At 68.5% G+C, this 18,300-nt stretch carries 16 protein-coding genes; 6 read left to right on the top strand and 10 right to left on the bottom strand.

All coding sequences use genetic code 11. The features are described 5' to 3' along the window. Positions 1–98: 98 nt before the first annotated feature. From bla to ACFHYQ_RS07165, 4 genes are all read right to left on the bottom strand, one after another. Positions 99–1,091, bottom strand: a complete 993-nt coding sequence (gene bla, locus ACFHYQ_RS07180; RefSeq protein ID WP_394300285.1) for a class A beta-lactamase — start codon at positions 1,089–1,091, stop codon at positions 99–101. A 192-nt stretch (positions 1,092–1,283) separates the two neighbouring features. Further along, entirely contained in the window at positions 1,284–2,327 is a 1,044-nt protein-coding gene (locus tag ACFHYQ_RS07175) for a questin oxidase family protein (RefSeq protein ID WP_394300284.1), read from the bottom strand. A gap of 103 nt (positions 2,328–2,430) precedes the next feature. Then, the gene (locus tag ACFHYQ_RS07170; RefSeq protein ID WP_394300283.1) at positions 2,431–4,191 is read right to left on the bottom strand and encodes an ABC transporter ATP-binding protein; all 1,761 of its coding nucleotides are present in this window, start codon (positions 4,189–4,191) and stop codon (positions 2,431–2,433) included. A gap of 2 nt (positions 4,192–4,193) precedes the next feature. Then, positions 4,194–5,921 carry an ABC transporter transmembrane domain-containing protein gene (locus ACFHYQ_RS07165; protein WP_394300282.1) on the bottom strand — a complete coding sequence of 576 codons (1,728 nt, stop codon included), beginning with the start codon at positions 5,919–5,921 and terminating at the stop codon, positions 4,194–4,196. Between the two features lie 106 nt (positions 5,922–6,027). Between ACFHYQ_RS07165 and ACFHYQ_RS07160 the strand changes: the two genes are divergently transcribed. Both ACFHYQ_RS07160 and ACFHYQ_RS07155 read left to right on the top strand, forming a co-directional pair. Next, complete coding sequence (locus ACFHYQ_RS07160) at positions 6,028–6,324, top strand: nucleotidyltransferase family protein (RefSeq protein WP_394300281.1); 297 nt, start codon at positions 6,028–6,030, stop codon at positions 6,322–6,324. Next, positions 6,314–6,685, top strand: coding sequence for a HepT-like ribonuclease domain-containing protein (locus ACFHYQ_RS07155; RefSeq protein ID WP_394300280.1), 372 nt, complete (start codon positions 6,314–6,316; stop codon positions 6,683–6,685). Before ACFHYQ_RS07160 ends, ACFHYQ_RS07155 begins: the two co-directional genes overlap by 11 nt. 42 nt (positions 6,686–6,727) lie before the next feature. Here the strand turns inward: ACFHYQ_RS07155 and ACFHYQ_RS07150 are convergent, their stop codons facing one another. From ACFHYQ_RS07150 to ACFHYQ_RS07125, 6 genes are all read right to left on the bottom strand, one after another. Continuing rightward, positions 6,728–7,651 carry a hypothetical protein gene (locus ACFHYQ_RS07150; protein WP_394300279.1) on the bottom strand — a complete coding sequence of 308 codons (924 nt, stop codon included), beginning with the start codon at positions 7,649–7,651 and terminating at the stop codon, positions 6,728–6,730. A 126-nt stretch (positions 7,652–7,777) separates the two neighbouring features. Next, positions 7,778–8,326 carry a Uma2 family endonuclease gene (locus ACFHYQ_RS07145; RefSeq protein WP_394300278.1) on the bottom strand — a complete coding sequence of 183 codons (549 nt, stop codon included), beginning with the start codon at positions 8,324–8,326 and terminating at the stop codon, positions 7,778–7,780. A gap of 330 nt (positions 8,327–8,656) precedes the next feature. Further along, entirely contained in the window at positions 8,657–9,556 is a 900-nt protein-coding gene (locus ACFHYQ_RS07140) for a hypothetical protein (protein WP_394300277.1), read from the bottom strand. A 135-nt stretch (positions 9,557–9,691) separates the two neighbouring features. Continuing rightward, positions 9,692–10,435, bottom strand: coding sequence for a succinate dehydrogenase/fumarate reductase iron-sulfur subunit (locus ACFHYQ_RS07135; protein WP_394300276.1), 744 nt, complete (start codon positions 10,433–10,435; stop codon positions 9,692–9,694). A gap of 11 nt (positions 10,436–10,446) precedes the next feature. Then, on the bottom strand, positions 10,447–12,396 hold the full coding sequence (locus ACFHYQ_RS07130) for a fumarate reductase/succinate dehydrogenase flavoprotein subunit (RefSeq protein WP_394300275.1): 1,950 nt from the start codon (positions 12,394–12,396) through the stop codon (positions 10,447–10,449). Further along, positions 12,393–13,178 carry a succinate dehydrogenase cytochrome b subunit gene (locus ACFHYQ_RS07125; protein WP_394300274.1) on the bottom strand — a complete coding sequence of 262 codons (786 nt, stop codon included), beginning with the start codon at positions 13,176–13,178 and terminating at the stop codon, positions 12,393–12,395. Before ACFHYQ_RS07125 ends, ACFHYQ_RS07130 begins: the two co-directional genes overlap by 4 nt. A 242-nt stretch (positions 13,179–13,420) precedes the next feature. On the opposite strand from ACFHYQ_RS07125, the gene ACFHYQ_RS07120 reads away from it, so the two are divergent. The 4 genes from ACFHYQ_RS07120 (at position 13,421) to ACFHYQ_RS07105 (ending at position 18,116) form a co-directional block, all read left to right on the top strand. After that, positions 13,421–14,389, top strand: a complete 969-nt coding sequence (locus ACFHYQ_RS07120; protein ID WP_394300273.1) for a LysR family transcriptional regulator — start codon at positions 13,421–13,423, stop codon at positions 14,387–14,389. 256 nt (positions 14,390–14,645) lie between these two features. Beyond that, positions 14,646–15,446, top strand: a complete 801-nt coding sequence (gene sdhC / locus ACFHYQ_RS07115; protein ID WP_394300272.1) for a succinate dehydrogenase subunit SdhC — start codon at positions 14,646–14,648, stop codon at positions 15,444–15,446. Between the two features lie 10 nt (positions 15,447–15,456). Continuing rightward, a complete protein-coding gene (locus tag ACFHYQ_RS07110) occupies positions 15,457–17,361 on the top strand; it encodes a fumarate reductase/succinate dehydrogenase flavoprotein subunit (protein ID WP_394300271.1) in 1,905 nt (634 codons plus the stop codon). Then, positions 17,361–18,116: a succinate dehydrogenase/fumarate reductase iron-sulfur subunit gene (locus tag ACFHYQ_RS07105; RefSeq protein WP_394300270.1), complete on the top strand. Its 756-nt coding sequence runs from the start codon at positions 17,361–17,363 to the stop codon at positions 18,114–18,116. Before ACFHYQ_RS07110 ends, ACFHYQ_RS07105 begins: the two co-directional genes overlap by 1 nt. Positions 18,117–18,300 lie beyond the last annotated feature (184 nt).

Here is an 18,300-nt window from a genome sequence, read left to right as displayed (position 1 = left end):
AGGGCACTCCCGCGCGGGCCTTCACCCCCGGCGTGAACGCCGGAGCACTGGCCCGCATTCCGATAGAAAGACCCAACCTTAGCTAAATGAGAAGAAATCTATCTGAGCTTGCCAAGACCCCGCGCGAGGATGGCGGCGGTCTCAGCGACGACCTTGTCATCGCGGGAAGCGCTGGCGGCCTGGCGATTGGTGTAGATCGCCATGACGATGGGAGCGGCCGCCTTGGCGGGCCAGACGACGGCGATGTCGTTGGCGGTGCCGTATGAGCCGCCGGTGCCGGTTTTGTCGCCGATGGTCCAGCTCTTGGGCAGGCCGGCCCGGATCCGGGCATCACCGGTCGTGTTCGCGATCAACCATCCGTTCAGCCGGGCCCGGTCCTTCGCGTTGAGCGCGTCACCGACGGTGAGCGCACGGAGGTCTCGTGCCATGGACACGGGAGTGGTGGTGTCCCGCTTCTCCTTGGGGCTCCAGTCGTTGAGCTCGATCTCCCAGCGGTCCAGCCGCGAAATCGGGTCCTTCAACGTACGGAAATACCGGGTCAGGCCCGCCGGTCCGCCGATCTGTTTCAGCAGCATGTTGCCGGCGGTGTTGTCGCTGTACCGGATCGCCGCCTCACACAGTCGGGCGACGGTCATTCCGTCGCCCACATGCTTCTCAGTGATCGGCGAGTTCGGCTTGAGGTCGTCGCGGCCCCAGCGGACGACCCGGCCCATCAGCCCCGGATCGGAGGTGCGCGCCTTGTGCAGCACCGCGGCGGCGGCCACCGCTTTGAACGTGGACAGCAGCGGGAAACGCTCCTCCGACCGGTAGGCGATCGTCTTTCCGGTGGCCGTGTCGACGGCGTACGCGCCGATACGCCCCTTGAAAGCCGCCTCCAGCGCCCGCAGCTCCCGCCGCGCATCGACCTCACCGGACGACGGCGCCTCCGAGCGGTTGACCACTGCCTGCCCGCCCACCGTCTTCGGGCTCGTGACCGGCACCGTGTCCCCCACGGTGCCCGCCCCACAGGCTGTACAGCCCACCAGCAGGAAGATCGTCAATATGGTCGATGGCGACGCCGACGGGAAGCGGCGGTCGCGGAGTTGTCGCATGCCTGTTCTCGCCCCTCTCGATCAGAGAGGAGAAGCCAAGCAGAGCGACTCAGTTCATGTCTAATACCTGTATCGAAATGACATCGATATCAGTTCACATATGTTCGCAGCTCACCCCGGTATTCGCGGCGCCGATGAGAGGTGCTCTGCGCTCGATGGCGGACGACTTCGCTGCGATCGCAGTATATAAGGTCAGGACGACATGGGGGCGATGGAGTCGACGGCGCGGATCACGGCGGCCAGGGCGTCGGGGTCGCCGGTGCGGTCGTAGACGTCGAGGGCGGTGTCGGCGAACTTGATCGCATGCTCGTCCCCGTGGCGGACGGCGCGGTCGAACGCCTCCTCCCGCTCGGGTGCGGCGGGCAGGTCCTCCCTGGGTGCCGGCTCGGCAGGGCCGTACGCGGCGATCACCGCGGCGCTGGCCGCCCAGGCGGCGGCGAGGCTGGGGCCCCAAAGTGACGTCGGCAGCGCGGGCAGGGTGCGCAGTACGGCCGTGGGCGCGGTAGCGGAATGGACCAGCATGACCGGATTGCCATGCGCATGTGCGAGATAGCGCAGCGTGGCCGCGTTCGCCAGCTCGGCGAGCCGTTCGCGGGCCTGCTCGGCGTCGGCGGCCGGTCTGAGCGCGGCCAGCGACCCCTCCCATCCGGCGGTGTCGGCCAGTTGCGCGAGCCGGTGGTTGATGCCCTGGTTCTGGTCCGGCACTCTTGGCACGCCGGCCAGGGCGCCGGCCGGGTCGGCCGTACCGGAGGGCGCCGCGGTACCGGCGACGGTCTGCCAGCGCGCCGCCCAGTAGCCGAGGGCCTGGCCGAGCTCGGCCAGCCGCATCTCGTCCTCACGGCTCAGCAGCTCACGGACCGCGTGCCCGGTACGGATCACTCCATGGGTCGCCCCCGCCGCGATGCCCGGCAACAGCCGCGGCCACCAGGTCTCCAGCACGGCACGCCACGGCTGCCGCTTCAGCTCGGTTTCGAAGAAGCTCAGCCAGTCGCCGAGACGACGTCCGTCGCCCAGTGCCTCGCGCCAGCCGCCATCGGTGATCGTCCAGGTGCCGCTCGGCAGCTCTTCGAGACGGTCCATATAGGCGTCGAGCCAGCGATGGACGTCTCGCGCGCGCCCATGCCTGACCATCGACTCGACCGCCATCGGGCCGTGGTTGGACAGCCAGCCCTCGAACTCGGGGCCCGTCCGGTGCAACCGTTCGTAGGCTTCTTCCAGCATGCCGGTGTCATCCATAAATCCGCACGTTAATCGGCCACCGACCCGCACGCCTCGGTCCATGGACTGAAGTTTCCATCCATCATTGGACCTAGCCGGACTCGTCCGCCTTCCGCGACCCCTACTTTGCCGTGCCGTGCCAGCTCTCCCAGAGGGCGGCGTACGGGCCTCCGGCCGCGACCAGCTCGTCGTGGGGGCCCAGCTCGGTGATGCGGCCGTCCTCCACGACCGCGACGCGGTCCGCGTCATGCGCCGTGTACAGCCGGTGAGCGATGGCGATCACCGTACGGCCCGCCAGTACGGCGGCCAGCGACCGCTCCAGGTGCCGGGCGGCGCGCGGATCGATGAGCGAGGTCGCCTCGTCCAGGACCAGCGTGTGCGGGTCGGCCAGCACCAGCCTGGCGAGCGCGAGCTGCTGGGCCTGCGCCGGGGAGACCGGCTGGCCGCCCGATCCGACCATGGTGTCGAGTCCCTCGCCTAGTATCCCGCCGAGGGCCTCGACCCACTCCCGGGCGTCGACGGCCTCGAGGGCACGCCACACGTCGGCGTCCGCGGCCTCCGGCCTGGCGATCAGCAGGTTCTCCCTGACCGTGCCGCGGAACACGTGATGCTCCTGGGTGACCAGCGCGACCTCGCCCCGAAGCTCGTCGATCGGCAGCTCGACAAGTGGGACGCCGCCGACCGTGACCGACCCGGTCCGCGGGGCGTGGATCCCGGCGAGCAGGCGGCCGAGCGTGGACTTACCCGCCCCCGAAGGGCCGACCATCGCCAGGCGCTCGCCTCTGCGCACCTCCAGGTCGACGCCGTGCAGCACGTCACGATCCTCGTGGTAGGCGTACCGCACGCCGACGGCCTCGAGATCCTCCCCGGCGGGCCGCGTCGCTCCGGGCGTCCGGTCCTCCGGCACGTCGGCCACACCCAGGAGCCGCGCCATCGAGGCGCCGCCCACCTGGAGCTCGTCCACCCACGACAGCAGCCGGTCGACCGGATCGATGAGCTGCTGAACGTAGAGCGTGGCCGTGGTCACCTGCACCAGCGAAACCCAGCCTTCGATGTAGAACAGCCCGCCGATCAGCAGGGTCGCCACCACCGGGATCACGTAGCCGATCTCGACGGCCGGGAACCAGACCAGGCGCAGGCCCAGGGTGTAGCGCTCGGCCGCGAAGGACCGGGCGATGTCCCGGTCGGCCCGCTCATGACGGCGCCGCTGCAGCCCCAGGGCCTCGATCGTGCGCGAGCCCTCGACGGTTTCGGCCAATCCCTCCGTCATGTCCGCGTACGCGGCGTTCTCCCGCAGATAGCCGTCCCTGGCACGGTTGAGGTACCACCTGGTGGCCCCCCACAGCAGCGGTACGGCGATCAGCGCCGGAACAGCCATCACCGGGCCGACCAGGACGACCGCTCCGACGATGAACGAACCGGTGACAATGGCGATCAGCGTCTCGGGCACGGCACGCCGCACGGTGTGAGACAGGGCGTCGACGTCCCGGGAGGTTCTGGTGATCAGATCGCCCGATCCCGCCCCCTCGATGGTCGAGAGCGGCAGGCCGAGCACCTGGTCGACGAAGTCCTCACGCAGCTCGGCCAGCACCTTCTCACCCAATCTGGACGAGGCGAAGACGGCGAACCTGGTCAGCACGGCCTGCGCCGCCACGAAGCCCGCGATGGCCAGCGCGATCACGTCCACGCGGACGTGGGCGGAACCACCCGCCACGTCCTGAACCAGCTCGCCGAGCAGTCGCGGCGTCACCAGCCCCGTCACCGCCGCGAGTGCGTGCAGGGTCAGAGCCAGCACGAGCTCCCCGGGATGCTTCAGCATCAGCCGCCGTGCGTAGGCACGCACCTGGGCCCGGTCGGCCACCGGCAGGATTTCCCGTGCCACGCTCAGTCTTCCTCTCGGGTCACGCTGGATCGATAGCCGGACGAGGTCGCGTGCAGTCCCTGGTGGGTGCCCTCGGCTCTGACTTCGCCGTCCTCGACGAACAGGACCAGGTCGGCCCGGTCGAGGACCAGCGGGCTGGTGGTGCAGACGAGCGTCGTACGCTCCGCCCGGGCCTTGCCGAGCCGCTCGGCGATGCGCGCCTCCGTGTGCGCGTCGACGGCGCTGGTCGGCTCGACCAGGATCAGGATCTCCGGATCGGCGAGCAGCGCGCGGGCCAGCCGCAGCCGCTGCCGCTGGCCTCCGGAGAACTCCCGTCCGGACTCCGCCACCTGGGCGTCCAGCCCCTCGGGCAGGGCCGCCAAGATGTCTTCGGCACACGCGCTGTAGAGCGCCTGCCGCACGTCCTCGTCGGTGGCCGACCCTGTGATGTCCAGTTCGTCACGCAGCCGCCCGGCGAACAGTTTCGCCTCGTTGTCCGCGACCAGGATGTGCCCCCGCACCCACGCGACCTGCAGGTCCGCGAGCGGCGTCCCGTCGAGCGTCACCTCACCCGGTGCGTACCGCCCGAGCCGGTCGGCGATGGCGATCGCGTCCTCCGGCGCGGCCGCGGCGAGCGCGGTCAGCCGGCCCGGCCGTACGGCGACGCCGGACCGCTCATCGACCAGCACGCCATCGGACGGCGCGTGCCGTGCCGACGGGTCCTCGCGGAGCGTTTCCCGGAGTCCCGGGGCGTCCTGGACCTCCGGCTCGATCGACAGGATGTGGCACACGCGGCGCGCGGCCACATGACCTTTGGTGATCTTGTCGGCCGCCTCGGTGAGCGTCCTGATCGGGGCGATCAGGAACACCGCGTATCCGTAGAAGGCCACGAGCTGGCCGGCGCTGACCCGGCCGTCCAGCGCGAAACGCGCGGCCAGCCAGGTGACACAGGCGATGAGCACGCCCGGAAGCAGGATCTCCGCGCCCGCCAGCATCGAGTCGACCGAGGCGACCCGCACGCCCGCGTGCCGTACCCGCTGCGACTCCTCGCGGTATCGGGCGGCGAAGACCTGCTCGCCGCCGATGCCGCGCAGCACCCGCAGGCCCCCGACGATGTCGGCGGCCCGGGTCGCCAGCTCGCCCTGGAGATCGCGCTGTCGGAGCTGCCTGCGATGGAGCGGCCGCAGCAGCGGGCCGACCGCCGCCGTCACCATCGGCACTCCGACGAGCACGACGATCCCGAGAAGAGGCGAGCTGGAAATCATGATCACTGTCACTGCGGCGATGGCGACGACCGCGCCGACTCCGCGCAGCAGGATGTCCATCGAACTGCCGATGTGCTCGATGTCGGAGTTGCCGACGCTGACCACTTCACCGGTGGACAGGCGTTTCGGGAGCGTGGCGCCGAGCCGGGTCGCCTGCCGTGTGGTGACCTGCACTGTGCGATAGGCCGCCGACAACCAGTTGTACACGGCCATGCGATGTCGTGACGCGCCCGCCGCGGCCTGGACGACGCCGAGGCCCAGCACCGCGCCGGACCACCAGATGAGCGCGTCGCCGTCCTTGGCGATCAGTGCGTCGATCGCCAGGCCCAGCGCCGCCGGGACGAGGGCCTGGCCCAGCCACCATACGACGGCGAAACCGATCCCGATGAGGATGAGACGCGTCTGGCCGCGCGCCACCCACCACAGGTAGCCGATGGGGCCGCGGACGTCGGGAATGCCGGGATCACCGGCGACGAGGGAGCGCATGACCGTTCCAGGCTCGCAAGATCGCAGGTGGGCGGGCAAATGATTTTCCCCGGGGAAGCTCCCCTCCAGAGGCCGACCGCATGGCACGATAAGCATCGGAGATGTTATGAGAATCGACTTCCAGGCAGTTCGCCCGCAGCTCTTCGAGCTGTGCAGAAAGTATGGCATCGCCGAACTGTCAGTCTTCGGCTCCGTCGCGCGTGGCAGGGCAAGGCCCGACAGCGACATCGACCTCCTCTACGTGCTCGCGGAAGGCAACGACATCGGGCTCGAGTTCTTCAACTTCCAAGAGGAACTCGAGAAACTGCTCGGCCACAAGGTGGACGTCGTTTCCAAGGAAGGCCTGCACTGGATCATCCGAGACCATGTGCTCAACGATGCACAGGTCCTTTATGCAGCGTGAGGGGCTCTATCTCGGCGAGATCGTAGAAGCGGCCCGGAGGGTCACGGCTTACCTGGAAGGTGTCTCACCGGAGGCCTGGGATGCTGACGAGATGCGCCGAGACGCCGTCATCTGGCAGCTTTCGATCATTGGTGAAGCCGCAGGTGCCATCTCGGACGAAACCCGTGCGATGGCACCCGAGATCCCCTGGAAACTGATCCGCGGGATGCGTAACGGCGTCGTGCACAGATACTTCAGTGTGGACTGGAAGATCGTCTACAACGTTGCGACAAAGAACGTGCCCGAACTGGAGCATCAAGTGCATGCCCTACTCCGCATGCTTTACCCGGAGATCGCGGCCAGGTTGGACCAGCGGGACTGAGGAAGCGTAGGCCGTAAGTCCCAAGATTTACGGCTTGCCTGCTCAGGGGGCGTCGTCGCCCTGGCACATCACCAGGGCCGTGCGGTCACGCCAGCGGGCCTCGGCATGATTCGCCGGGGGAAGCACGAGGAGACGACCGGCGGACGTGTCGTGCCGCAGGCGCACGGTCGCCCGACCCGGCGGGATCGCGGGCCGCACTTCAGAACCCGCCAGGCCGGCCGGCCGCGACCCCGGTGGCCGTGCCGGTCCCGGCTGCGACGCCATGGCGATCGCCGTGTCCGTCGTCGAGACGGAGATCTCCATCGGCACCATGTGGACGCCGTCTCGCCGCCGCACCCCGGCGTCCTTGAGGACCCGTCTCACCAGGACGCCCGCGAGGCCGTACGTCAGGTGGAGCCATCCGTGTATGTGGTGCTCCTGGAGTCCGGCCGCCCGCAGATCGGGCAGCCCGAACCGGGACATCCCGGTGGTGTCCACGCCGTATCGTCCGTCGTCGTCCACGCGGACGTCCACCCCGACCCAGTCCCGGATGGGAAAGTGCTCCGGCGATGGTGACGTCCTCGGCCGCCATGCCGGGGGCAGGAGCACGGCCCGCTCGGTGTCCAGGAGCATGCCGCCGGTCATCTCGGCGACCCGCTCGACCGTCGCGGCGCAGGCGTCCAGATGCGCCGGCGGCCAGCCCGGCGGGGCCGTGCACGTGACGGCAAGGTGGCCGTCCGTTCCCTCCAGCAGCACCGCGACGAGCGGATCCACGCCGGGCGTGCAGTGCGGACACCTCAGCTGGGAAATGGTCTCGGCGAGAGCGGGATCGCGGCCGTCGATCTCCGTCATCCGGAGGTCGACGCCGCCCGGCAAGCCGTCTCGCAACCGTGCCGCGACCTCCACAGGCAGTGGCCGTTCTGGCGCGGCCGCCACCAGCGTGGCGCTCACCGATGCGGGGACGGGCAGCGGGATCCGGGTGGCCATGGGGTGTGCCTTCCTGTGCGGGAACGGAAGGCACACGTTCGCAGCTGCCACATCCCCGGCCCGGCCCCGAACGCCGCTCTGTGGATAACCTCGGAGCCTTCCCGGGCGGCCTCCGGATATCCCGGATCAGGCGTCGAGGAAGACCGAGGTGTCGAGGGTGAAGTCGACCGGCGCGGGAATGCGCAGTTCCTCGCCCATCTTCACCCGGGTGACGGTCCGATAGCCGTCCTCTGACGGGTCGGTATGCACGCTGACCGTCTTGGGCTCGGCTTCGGGATCGACGATCAGCAGGAGCGGCACTCCGCCACGCGCGTAGACGCCGGGCTTGTCCTCGCGGTCCTCGCGCACGCTGTTGGCGGACACCACCTCGGCGACCAGGATCAGCCCGTCGGAGAGAACCTCCCGGTCGCCCCACAGCGGAGCGTCCTTGGGGCCCATCGCGAAGTCGGGGATCAGGGGCTCCCGGGTCCAGGCGATGCAGACGTCGAGCTCCGGCCAGACGCGCCAGCCATGCTCATCAGCAGTCGGGCCGAATGCCCTGACGAGCTGGCCGACGATCCAGGACTGCCGGGGGTTGCCGCGTGGGCTCACGATCACCCTTCCGTTGACGATCTCGATGTGGAAGCCCGGCATCTCGGGAAGCCAGTCGACGAACTCCCTGATGGTCGTCGGCATCCTGGAAGTCTCGGGCTCCGCGCCCGGGGCCTGCTCCGTCTCGGAAGCCGGCCCCGTGGCTTCCGGTTGCCCTGCAGCCCGGACGTCCTGGTGAACTCGCCTGGATGTCATGACCATGGCCGTACCCGCTTCCGCTCGCACAGTTGTCGTCACGGTGAGTATCACATCGATCCCGTACGGCTACCGCCCGATTCCGTGTTCGGATGGCGGCGGCGACGCGGAAGGCCGGGAGCCGTAGATCGCATGCTGTGGCTGACGCGACGTCCATACGCTCACGCGGGGGCCCTGCCGCGTCTCATGTGTTCAGGAGCCGCTGCTCAACAGGCGCGTTCAGTACTTGTACCAGGTCGCGGCGTAATAGGTGCCGTGCCCCGGGATGTACTCACCGTCGACGCTGACCGGGTAGTAGCCCTTCTTGCCGTAGGAGTCGTGCTTCTTGTTCAGCTGGGACGCGGTCATGCCGTACTGGGTCCACCATTGCCCGGCCGCCCGGTGGAAGACCGCTGCGTAGGTGCCGTCGGGCGCCACGACAAGCTGCTTGGGGAAGTAGCCCTTCTTGTCGTTCTGCTTGATGATTTTCGTCAACTTGGACGAGGTGCGGCCGGTGACCCAGCCGTAGCCTGCCGACGACTGGTGCCAGATCGCGGCGTACCGGACGTCGGAGGCCGTGCCGTACGCGGTGAGCGAGACCAGGGCGAGGCCCTTGCCGGACTGCCGCTTGTCGGTCTTCTTGAACTGCGCCCCGGTCATGCCCCACTGGGCCTGCCAGCCGATGTTCCGCTTCTCGAAGACGCCCGCGAAGGCCGCGCCGTACCCGCCTCCGGAGGCCGTGATGATCGTGGGCGCGTACCCCTTCTTCCGCAGCTTCTTGAGCTCCTTCTCGTACGTCTTCGCGGTGAAGCCGTCGAGGCACCACCACGCGGGACCGCCCGTCTTGGCCCATACCGCCGACAGCCGCGAGCCGGCAACGCTGAGGGAGATCGGGCGATATCCCTTCTTCTCGAGCTGCTTGCCCTTTTTACGGTGCTGAGCGGAGCTGTATCCGGAATATGTGTAGTAGGCGGGGCGGCCCAGCGCCGCCTGGCTCATCGGTGCGAGCGCCGCGCTCGCCGTCACCGCCGCGGGCACCGCCGCCGACGCCGCGGCCGGGACCGCGGTAGTGGAAACGGCCAGGCCGGTCGCGAGCGCAATCGCACCGAGCGCCCGCCGGACGCCAATCGAACCTCTCATGGAAATGAATTCCCACGACAAGGTCAAAAAGTCAACAGCGAATTATTCTTCGCGCTTTCCTGCTGCGCCCCGCTCACATGGCGCGAGCCGCACATCCCGGTGGACGTACGGCTCGCGCGGACAGGAAAGTCCAGTTCAGGAGGTCGACTGGGCCTTCAGGTAGTCGGCGTTCATCCGGGCGATCGCGTCCAGCGGGATGCCCTTGGGGCAGACCGCCGTGCACTCGCCGGTGTTGGTGCAGCCGCCGAAGCCCTCGGCGTCCATCTGCTCGACCATCGCCTTGGCCCGCGAGGCGCGCTCCGGCTGGCCCTGCGGCAGCAGACCCAGGTGAGTGATCTTGGCGGCGGTGAACAGGGAGGCCGAGCCGTTCGGGCAGGCCGCCACGCACGCGCCGCAGCCGATGCAGGTGGCGGCGTCGAACGCGGAGTCCGCCGCGTCCTTCGGCACCGGGACCGAGTGGGCGTCGGGCGCCGACCCGGCGGGGACGGAGATGAAGCCGCCGGCCTGGATGATCCGGTCGAACGACGACCGGTCCACGACCAGGTCCTTGATCACCGGGAACGGCGCGGCCCGCCACGGCTCGATGGTGACGGTGTCGCCGTCGTCGAAGTGCCGCATGTGAAGCTGGCAGGTGGTCGTAGCGCGCTGCTCGCCGTGGGCCACGCCGTTGATGACCATGCCGCACATGCCGCAGATGCCCTCGCGGCAGTCGTGGTCGAAGGCGACGGGCTCCTCGCCGGCCAGGATCAGCCGCTCGTTGAGCACGTCGAGCATCTCCAGGAAGGACATGTCCGGCGACACGTCCGCCACCTGGTAGGTCACCATGCGGCCGCGGTCCTCCGGGCCGTTCTGGCGCCAGATCTTCAGAGTCAGGTTCATGCCGCGCCCGCTCACTTGTAGCTCCGCTGGGTCATCTTGACGTACTCGTAGTCGAGCTCTTCCTTGTGCAGGACCGGGCCGTCCGGGGTCCACTCCCAGGCCGCGACATAGGCGAACTCGTCGTCGTCGCGCAGCGCCTCGCCGTCGGCGTCCTGCGACTCGGCCCGGAAGTGGCCGCCGCAGGATTCGCTGCGGTGGAGGGCGTCGACGCACATCAGCTCGGCCAGCTCGAAGAAGTCGGCGACCCGGCCGGCCCGCTCCAGCGCCTGGTTCAGGCCCTCGGGATCGCCCGGCACCTTCACGTTGTTCCAGAACTCCTCGCGCAGTTCGGGGATCCGCTCCAGCGCCTTGCGCAGCGATTCTTCGGTGCGCTCCATGCCGCAGTAGTCCCACATGATGCGGCCCAGCTCGCGGTGGAAGGAGTCGGCGGTGCGGGTGCCGTTCACGGCGAGCAGCCTGCTGATCTTCTCCTTGACCCGGTCCACGGCCTCGTCGACCGTCTCCTGCTCCACCTGCCCGAACTTTCCGGCGCCGGCCAGGTAGTCGCCGACCGTCGTCGGCAGCACGAAGTAGCCGTCGGCCAGGCCCTGCATGAGCGCCGACGCGCCGAGCCGGTTGGCGCCGTGGTCGGAGAAGTTCGCCTCGCCGACCACGAACAGGCCGGGGATGCTGGACTGCAGGTCGTAGTCGACCCACAGGCCGCCCATCGTGTAGTGCACCGCCGGGTAGATGCGCATGGGCGCCTCGTACGGATTCTCCCCGGTGATGCGCTCGTACATCTCGAAGAGGTTGCCGTACTTCTTCTCGACGGCCTCGCGGCCGAGCCGGGCGATGGCGTCGGCGAAGTCGAGGTAGACGCCGAGGCCGCCGGGGCCGACGCCGCGGCCCTCGTCGCAGACGTTCTTGGCGGCGCGGCTGGCAATGTCCCGGGGCACGAGGTTCCCGAACGCCGGATAAATCCGCTCAAGGTAGTAATCGCGCTCGTCCTCGGGGATCTGCGCCGGCGGCCGACCGTCGCCCTTGCGCAGCGGCACCCAGACCCGGCCGTCGTTGCGCAGCGACTCCGACATCAGCGTCAGCTTCGACTGGTAGTCGCCGCTGACCGGGATGCAGGTCGGATGGATCTGCGTGTAGCAGGGGTTGGCGAAGTAGGCGCCGCGCCGGTGGGCCCGCCAGATCGCCGTCGTGTTGCAGCCCTTGGCGTTGGTCGACAGGTAGAACACGTTGCCGTACCCGCCGCTGGCCAGCACCACCGCGTCCGCCAGGTGCGTCTCGATCTCACCCGTGACCATGTCGCGGACCACGATGCCGCGCGCCCGGCCGTCGCTGACGATGAGCTCCAGCATCTCGTGGCGGGTGTGCATCTCCACGGTGCCGGCCGCGACCTGGCGCTCCAGCGCCTGGTACGCGCCGAGCAGGAGCTGCTGCCCCGTCTGGCCACGGGCGTAGAACGTGCGGGAGACCTGGGCGCCGCCGAAGGACCGGTTGTCGAGCAGCCCGCCGTACTCTCGCGCGAACGGCACGCCCTGCGCCACGGCCTGGTCGATGATGTTCACGCTGACCTGGGCGAGGCGGTAGACGTTCGACTCGCGCGAGCGGAAGTCGCCGCCCTTGACCGTGTCGTAGAACAGCCGGTAGACCGAGTCGCCGTCACCGCGATAGTTCTTGGCCGCGTTGATGCCGCCCTGGGCGGCGATGCTGTGCGCCCGGCGCGGTGAGTCCTGGTAGCAGAACGACTTGACGTTGTAGCCCAGCTCGCCCAGCGTCGCCGCGGCCGAGCCGCCGGCCAGGCCGGTGCCGACCACGATGACGGTCAGCTTGCGCTTGTTGGCCGGATTGACCAGCTTGGCCTGGAACTTGCGGGTGTCCCAGCGCTCCTCGATGGGCCCCTCGGGGGCCCTGGTGTCCGCGATCGGTGCGCCGACACGCCACTCGCCGACTCGCTTGAGGATGCCACTCACTTGATCACTCCGATCGTCACGGCGATGGGCGCCGCGAGGAAGCCCACGACCAGCACCAGCGCCACCACGCCCGCCAGGGCGCGCAGCGGCCGGTAGCGGCGGCCGTTCGCCAGCCCGAGGGTCTGGAACGCGCTCCACACCCCGTGCCGCAGATGCAGCCCGACCATGGCGAGCGCGACCACGTAGAACGACGTCACCCACCAACGGGAGGGCGCGAAGCCGGCGACCATCCGGTCGTACGGCGTGGCGGCGTAGCCCTCGGGGTTCACCACGCCGAAGGTCATGTCGAGCAGATGCCACACGACGAACAGCAGGATGACGATCCCGCCGTACCGCATCACGTGGGTCGCGTACCCGTTCGCCTGCGACCTGCGCCGCACCGCGTACCTGACGGGCCTGGCCCGGGCGGCCCGCCGGGCCAGCGACACCGCCGACCACATGTGCAGCGCCACGGCGGCCACGAGCACGATCTCGGTGATCGTCAGCATCGTACGTGCGGGCAGTGCGGGCTCACCGGCCGTGCGCAGCCATTCGGCGTAACCGTTGAAGGCGTCGGCGCCCAGGAAGATCTTCAGGTTCCCGAGCATGTGGCCGATCAGGAAGAGCACAAGGATGGCTCCGGTGATCGCCATGACGGCCTTCTTGCCGTTCGAAGAGGAGAACAACCGGGTCGGGAACCCGGAACGTCTCCGGCGCGTTGGCACAGGAGCGGGTGCGACCGGCGGGGGGACAGGCGTCGTCGCCTGCCCACGCTCGATCGCGTGGTCAACAGTCGCAGTCATGTCTGCCCACGCTAAGAACGGACATTCCGCGCGTCCAAGTCATCACCGGACTGGTTTCAATAGCCGGAGGCTATGCCCTCTGTCCCGCACCCTTCTGGCGATACGCGCGACCTGCTCAGATGCGAGCTAAATCACACTCCGCCCCGGACCTTCGGCCCTGGCGGTCTCCTGCTGGGCTCCTGATCGGCTCCTGGTAGACCCTGCCTCGGGTCGGTCGCGGCGATAGCCGTACGCTATGAGAAGTGCAGCTCCAACAACTCGCATACTTCCTGGCAGTGGCCGAAACCCGGCACTTCACTCAGGCCGCCGAGCGGATGCGGGTGGCGCAGCCATCGCTCAGCAAGCAGATCAAGGTGCTGGAGACCGAGCTGGGAGCCCAGCTGTTCAGCCGGGCTCGGGGCAACGTCACGCTCACCGCGGCCGGGGAGGCGCTGCTCCCAATGGCCCGCCGCATGCTCGCCGACGCCGAGACCGCGCGGCGCGAGATAGCGGAGCTCGTGGGGCTGAAGAGAGGCCGGGTACGGCTCGGCGCCACGCCGTCGCTGTGCGCCGGGCTGCTCGCGGACGCGCTGGCCCGCTTCCATCGCGGCTATCCCGGGGTGGAACTGCTGGTGGAGGAGAGCGGCTCCCGTGACCTCGTGCGCGGCCTCGCCAGGGGCCAACTCGATCTGGCGCTCATCATCCTGCCGCTGCAGAGTACGGATCCGTCCCTGGTGACCGAGGAGATCCTCCAGGAGAACCTCGTGGTCGCCGCCGCCACGTCCGCCTCCGCCGCCGCGTCGGCGCCCGCCGTCGGCGGGCGTAAGCCGTACGTGCGCATCCAGGACCTGCGCGGACGACCGATGGTGATGTTCCGGCGTGGGTACGACGTGCGGGAGGCGACGCTCACGGCGTGCCGCCAGGCGGGGTTCGAGCCGCGCTTCGCGGTGGAGGGCGGCGAGATGGACGCGGTGCTGCGGTTCGTCGAGGCCGGACTGGGGATCGCGGTCGTCCCCTCGATGGTGTTGAACGGCAGGCCCAACCTGGTGGGGACGCCGCTGGTCCCCCGGTTGCGCAGGACCGTCGCACTCGCCAACCGCAAGGACGTCGAGCCGACGCGGGCGGCCCGGGCCTTCCGCGCCACCCTGCTGTCCTTCCTGTCCGAGGCGGCCCGGGACGGCACCCTGCCGCAGGGCATCGAGACCCGCATACCAGACGCCCGGAGTTCGTGAATCCCGGTGGAGTTACTAGGGTGGGTCGTTGAGGTCGTGATTTTCGTCACCACGCGGCCTCGGAACAGGTGAAACACGAGGTGAACCGAGCCGAACTGCCAGGGAAGTGACGGGAATCACACACGGGAAGAGTGACCCTCCTCACAGTTCGTGATCTGCCCGTCGTAATGTTTCCCCCACCAATGCGCGCACGGCCACAAGCAGTTCGGCGCGAGAGCTCCGGCGTGCGCGGAGTCAGTTAGGTGGAAGGTCTCCGATGACCCAGACAACGGCCGAGAGCCCGGTCAGGAAACAACGCGCGCAGTTGAAGATGCGCACACTTCGTACCGACAGATGGTGGCTGGCCCCGGCGCTGGTGTTCGCCGGGCTCATGGCGTTCCTGATCTACGGATTTTGGGCGATTTTCGACAAGAGCTACTTCGTCGCGCCGTACCACGCGCCCTTCGCGTCGCCATGTCTGGCGACCTCGTGTCCGCCGGAGGCCCGTCTCTTCGGGCTGGCGCCGTTCGGCGACTGGTACACGCTGCCGCCCGGGATCCTGATCCTCGGCCTGCCGGCCGGCTTCCGGCTCACGTGCTACTACTACCGCAAGGCGTACTACCGGGCGTTCTGGCTGTCTCCGCCCGCCTGCGCGGTCGGGGAGCCGCACAAGAAGTACACCGGCGAGACCCGCTTCCCGCTGATCTTCCAGAACATCCACCGGTACTTCTTCTACCTCGCGGTGGTCATCGCCACTGTCCTGTCGTACGACGCGGTGCTCTCGTTCCGCGACAAGGACGGCGACTGGGGCCACCTGGGCCTCGGCACGATCATCCTCGTGGTCAACGCGGTCCTGATCTGGCTCTACACCCTCGGCTGCCACTCCTGCCGCCACATCACGGCCGGCCGGCTGAACCACTTCTCGAAGCACCCGCTGCGCTACCGGGCGTGGACCTTCGTGTCGAAGCTCAACGCCAAGCACCAGCAGTTCGCCTGGGCGTCGCTGTTCTCGGTGATGATCGCGGACTTCTACGTGCGGCTGGTCGCAAAGGGCATCATCAACTTCCCGTTCGCTTAAGGATCTCAAGGTGGAGCGTCACGAATACGACGTCGTCGTCATCGGAGCCGGCGGAGCGGGACTCCGCGCGGCGATCGAGGCGCGGCAGCAGGGCAAGCGGACGGCCATCGTCTGCAAGTCGCTGTTCGGCAAGGCCCACACGGTCATGGCCGAGGGCGGCGCGGCCGCCGCGATGGGCAACGTCAACCCCAACGACAACTGGATGGTTCACTTCCGCGACACGATGCGCGGAGGCAAGTTCCTGAACAACTGGCGGATGGCCGAACTACACGCCCAGGAGGCCCCCGACCGGGTCTGGGAACTGGAGGCGTGGGGCGCGCTGTTCGACCGCACGAAGGACGGCAAGATCAGCCAGCGGAACTTCGGCGGCCACGAGTACCCGCGCCTCGCCCACGTCGGCGACCGTACCGGCCTGGAGCTGATCCGCACGCTTCAGCAGCGCGTCGTCGCCCTCCAGCAGGAGGACGAGAAGCTGCACGGCGACTTCGAGGCGTACATCAAGGTGTTCGCCGAGTGCACGGTCACGCGGCTACTCAAGGACGAGGAGACCGGCGCGATCGCGGGAGCCTTCGGCTACCGGCGCGAGACGGGCGACTTCATCGTGTTCGACACCCCGGCCGTGGTGCTGGCCACCGGCGGCATCGGCAAGTCGTTCGTGGTCACCTCGAACTCCTGGGAGTACACCGGTGACGGCCACGCGCTGGCCCTGCTGGCCGGCGCGAACCTCATCAACATGGAGTTCATCCAGTTCCACCCGACCGGCATGGTGTGGCCGCCGTCCGTGCGCGGCATCCTCGTGACCGAGTCGGTCCGCGGCGACGGCGGCGTGCTCCGCAACTCCGAGGGCCGCCGGTTCATGTTCGACTACATCCCCGACGTGTTCAAGAACCAGTACGCCACGACGGAGGAAGAGGGGGACCGCTGGTACACCGACCAGGCGAACAACCGCCGCCCGCCGGAGCTGCTGCCGCGTGACGAGGTGGCCCGGGCGATCAACTCCGAGGTGAAGGCCGGTCGCGGCTCACCCCAGGGCGGCGTGTTCCTGGACGTCTCCACCCGGCTGCCGGCCGATGAGATCACCCGGCGACTGCCGTCGATGTACCACCAGTTCAAGGAGCTGGCCGACGTCGACATCACCGCCGAGCCGATGCAGGTCGGCCCGACCTGCCACTACGTGATGGGCGGCATCGAGGTCGACGCGGACACCCAGGCCGCCTCGGTGCCCGGCCTGTTCGCGGCCGGTGAGGTGTCGGGCGGCATGCACGGCTCCAACCGCCTCGGCGGCAACTCCCTGTCCGACCTGCTGGTCTTCGGCCGCCGGGCCGGCGCGGGCGCATCTGCGTACGTCAACGGCCTGACCAGGCGTCCGGTCCCGTCGGGTGTGGAGGAGGCCAAGGCCGAGGCCCTCGAACCGCTGGAGCGGACGGGCGGTGAGAATCCGTACGAGGTCCATCACGAGCTGCAGCGCACCATGAACGACCTCGTCGGCATCATCCGCAAGGCCGAGGAGATGAGCGAGGCGCTGCAGGCGATCGAGAAGCTCAAGGAGCGGGCGGGCAACACCGCCTCGACCGGCAGCCGGATCTACAATCCCGGCTGGCACCTCGCGATCGACCTACGGAACATGCTGCTGGTCAGCGAGTGCGTGGCACGGGCGGCGCTGCTGCGAGAGGAGAGCCGTGGCGGGCACACCCGTGACGACTTCCCGACCATGACGGCGGAGTGGCGGCGCAAGCTGCTGGTGTGCTCCGCCGCCCCGGACGGCTCGAACGTGAAGGTGGAGGAGCAGGCCCAGCCGTCCATGCGCGGTGACCTGATCACCCTGTTCGAGCGGTCCGAGCTGGAGAAATACCTCACCGAGGACGAGTTGGCGGAGTTCGACGCCGCGCTCGAGAACGCGGTCAAGGAGTCGTGATGGGATACAAGGCGAAGTTCCGCGTTTGGCGCGGTGAGAGCGGCGAAGGACGGCTGGAGGACTTCACGGTCGAGGTGAACGAGGGCGAGGTCGTCCTCGACATCATCCACCGGCTGCAGGCCACCCAGGCTCCCGACCTCGCGGTGCGGTGGAACTGCAAGGCCGGCAAGTGCGGTTCGTGCTCGATGGAGATCAACGGCAAGCCGCGACTGGGCTGCATGACCCGGATGTCCACGTTCACGGAGGATGAGACGATCACCGTCACGCCGCTGCGGACGTTCCCGGTCATCAAGGACCTGGTCTGCGACGTCTCGTTCAACTACGAGAAGGCGCGTGAGATCCCGTCGTTCACGCCGCCCACGGACGTCAAGCCGGGCGAGTACCGGATGCAGCAGGTCGACGTGCAGCGGTCACAGGAGTTCCGCAAGTGCATCGAGTGCTTCCTGTGCCAGAACGTCTGCCACGTGATCCGTGACCATGAGGAGAACAAGCCGGCGTTCGCCGGCCCGCGCTTCTTCATCCGGATCGCCGAGCTCGACATGCACCCGTACGACGTGCGGGACCGCCGCCCGCAGGCCGCGCAGGAGGAGCACGGGCTCGGCTACTGCAACATCACCAAGTGCTGCACCGAGGTCTGTCCCGAGCACATCAAGATCACCGACAACGCGATCATCCCCATGAAGGAACGCGCCGTCGACCGGAAGTACGACCCACTGGTCTGGCTCGGCTCGAAGATCTTCAAGCGTCCGAGCTGACCGAGACCAAACCACCCCCAGGGGAGACCCCGGCGGCCACTCCCCCAGGGCGTGATCTTGCAGTTGCTGTCACATAGGCCCACTGACCTGCATGGCAGCCCTTTGTGATCTTGCAGTTCCTCGCAGCCTTCCCCCCTGACCAGGAAAAAGACCATCCATGATCTTGCAATTGCAAGATCATGGA

Origin of the sequence: Sphaerimonospora cavernae (assembly GCF_042435035.1) — a bacterium.
Classification (GTDB): Bacteria; Actinomycetota; Actinomycetes; order Streptosporangiales; family Streptosporangiaceae; genus Sphaerimonospora; species Sphaerimonospora cavernae.
Note: the sequence above shows the minus strand (reverse complement) of the source record. Positions and strands in the feature narration are given on the sequence as shown.

Coding starts and splice junctions, on each gene's coding strand:
- bla (WP_394300285.1), bottom strand. CDS start 1,091: ATGCGACAACTCCGCGACCGCCGCTTCCCGTCGGCGTCGCCATCGACC.
- ACFHYQ_RS07175 (WP_394300284.1), bottom strand. CDS start 2,327: ATGGATGACACCGGCATGCTGGAAGAAGCCTACGAACGGTTGCACCGG.
- ACFHYQ_RS07165 (WP_394300282.1), bottom strand. CDS start 5,921: ATGCGCTCCCTCGTCGCCGGTGATCCCGGCATTCCCGACGTCCGCGGC.
- ACFHYQ_RS07160 (WP_394300281.1), top strand. CDS start 6,028: ATGAGAATCGACTTCCAGGCAGTTCGCCCGCAGCTCTTCGAGCTGTGC.
- ACFHYQ_RS07155 (WP_394300280.1), top strand. CDS start 6,314: ATGCAGCGTGAGGGGCTCTATCTCGGCGAGATCGTAGAAGCGGCCCGG.
- ACFHYQ_RS07150 (WP_394300279.1), bottom strand. CDS start 7,651: ATGGCCACCCGGATCCCGCTGCCCGTCCCCGCATCGGTGAGCGCCACG.
- ACFHYQ_RS07145 (WP_394300278.1), bottom strand. CDS start 8,326: ATGCCGACGACCATCAGGGAGTTCGTCGACTGGCTTCCCGAGATGCCG.
- ACFHYQ_RS07140 (WP_394300277.1), bottom strand. CDS start 9,556: ATGAGAGGTTCGATTGGCGTCCGGCGGGCGCTCGGTGCGATTGCGCTC.
- ACFHYQ_RS07135 (WP_394300276.1), bottom strand. CDS start 10,435: ATGAACCTGACTCTGAAGATCTGGCGCCAGAACGGCCCGGAGGACCGC.
- ACFHYQ_RS07125 (WP_394300274.1), bottom strand. CDS start 13,178: ATGACTGCGACTGTTGACCACGCGATCGAGCGTGGGCAGGCGACGACG.
- sdhC (WP_394300272.1), top strand. CDS start 14,646: ATGACCCAGACAACGGCCGAGAGCCCGGTCAGGAAACAACGCGCGCAG.
- ACFHYQ_RS07105 (WP_394300270.1), top strand. CDS start 17,361: ATGGGATACAAGGCGAAGTTCCGCGTTTGGCGCGGTGAGAGCGGCGAA.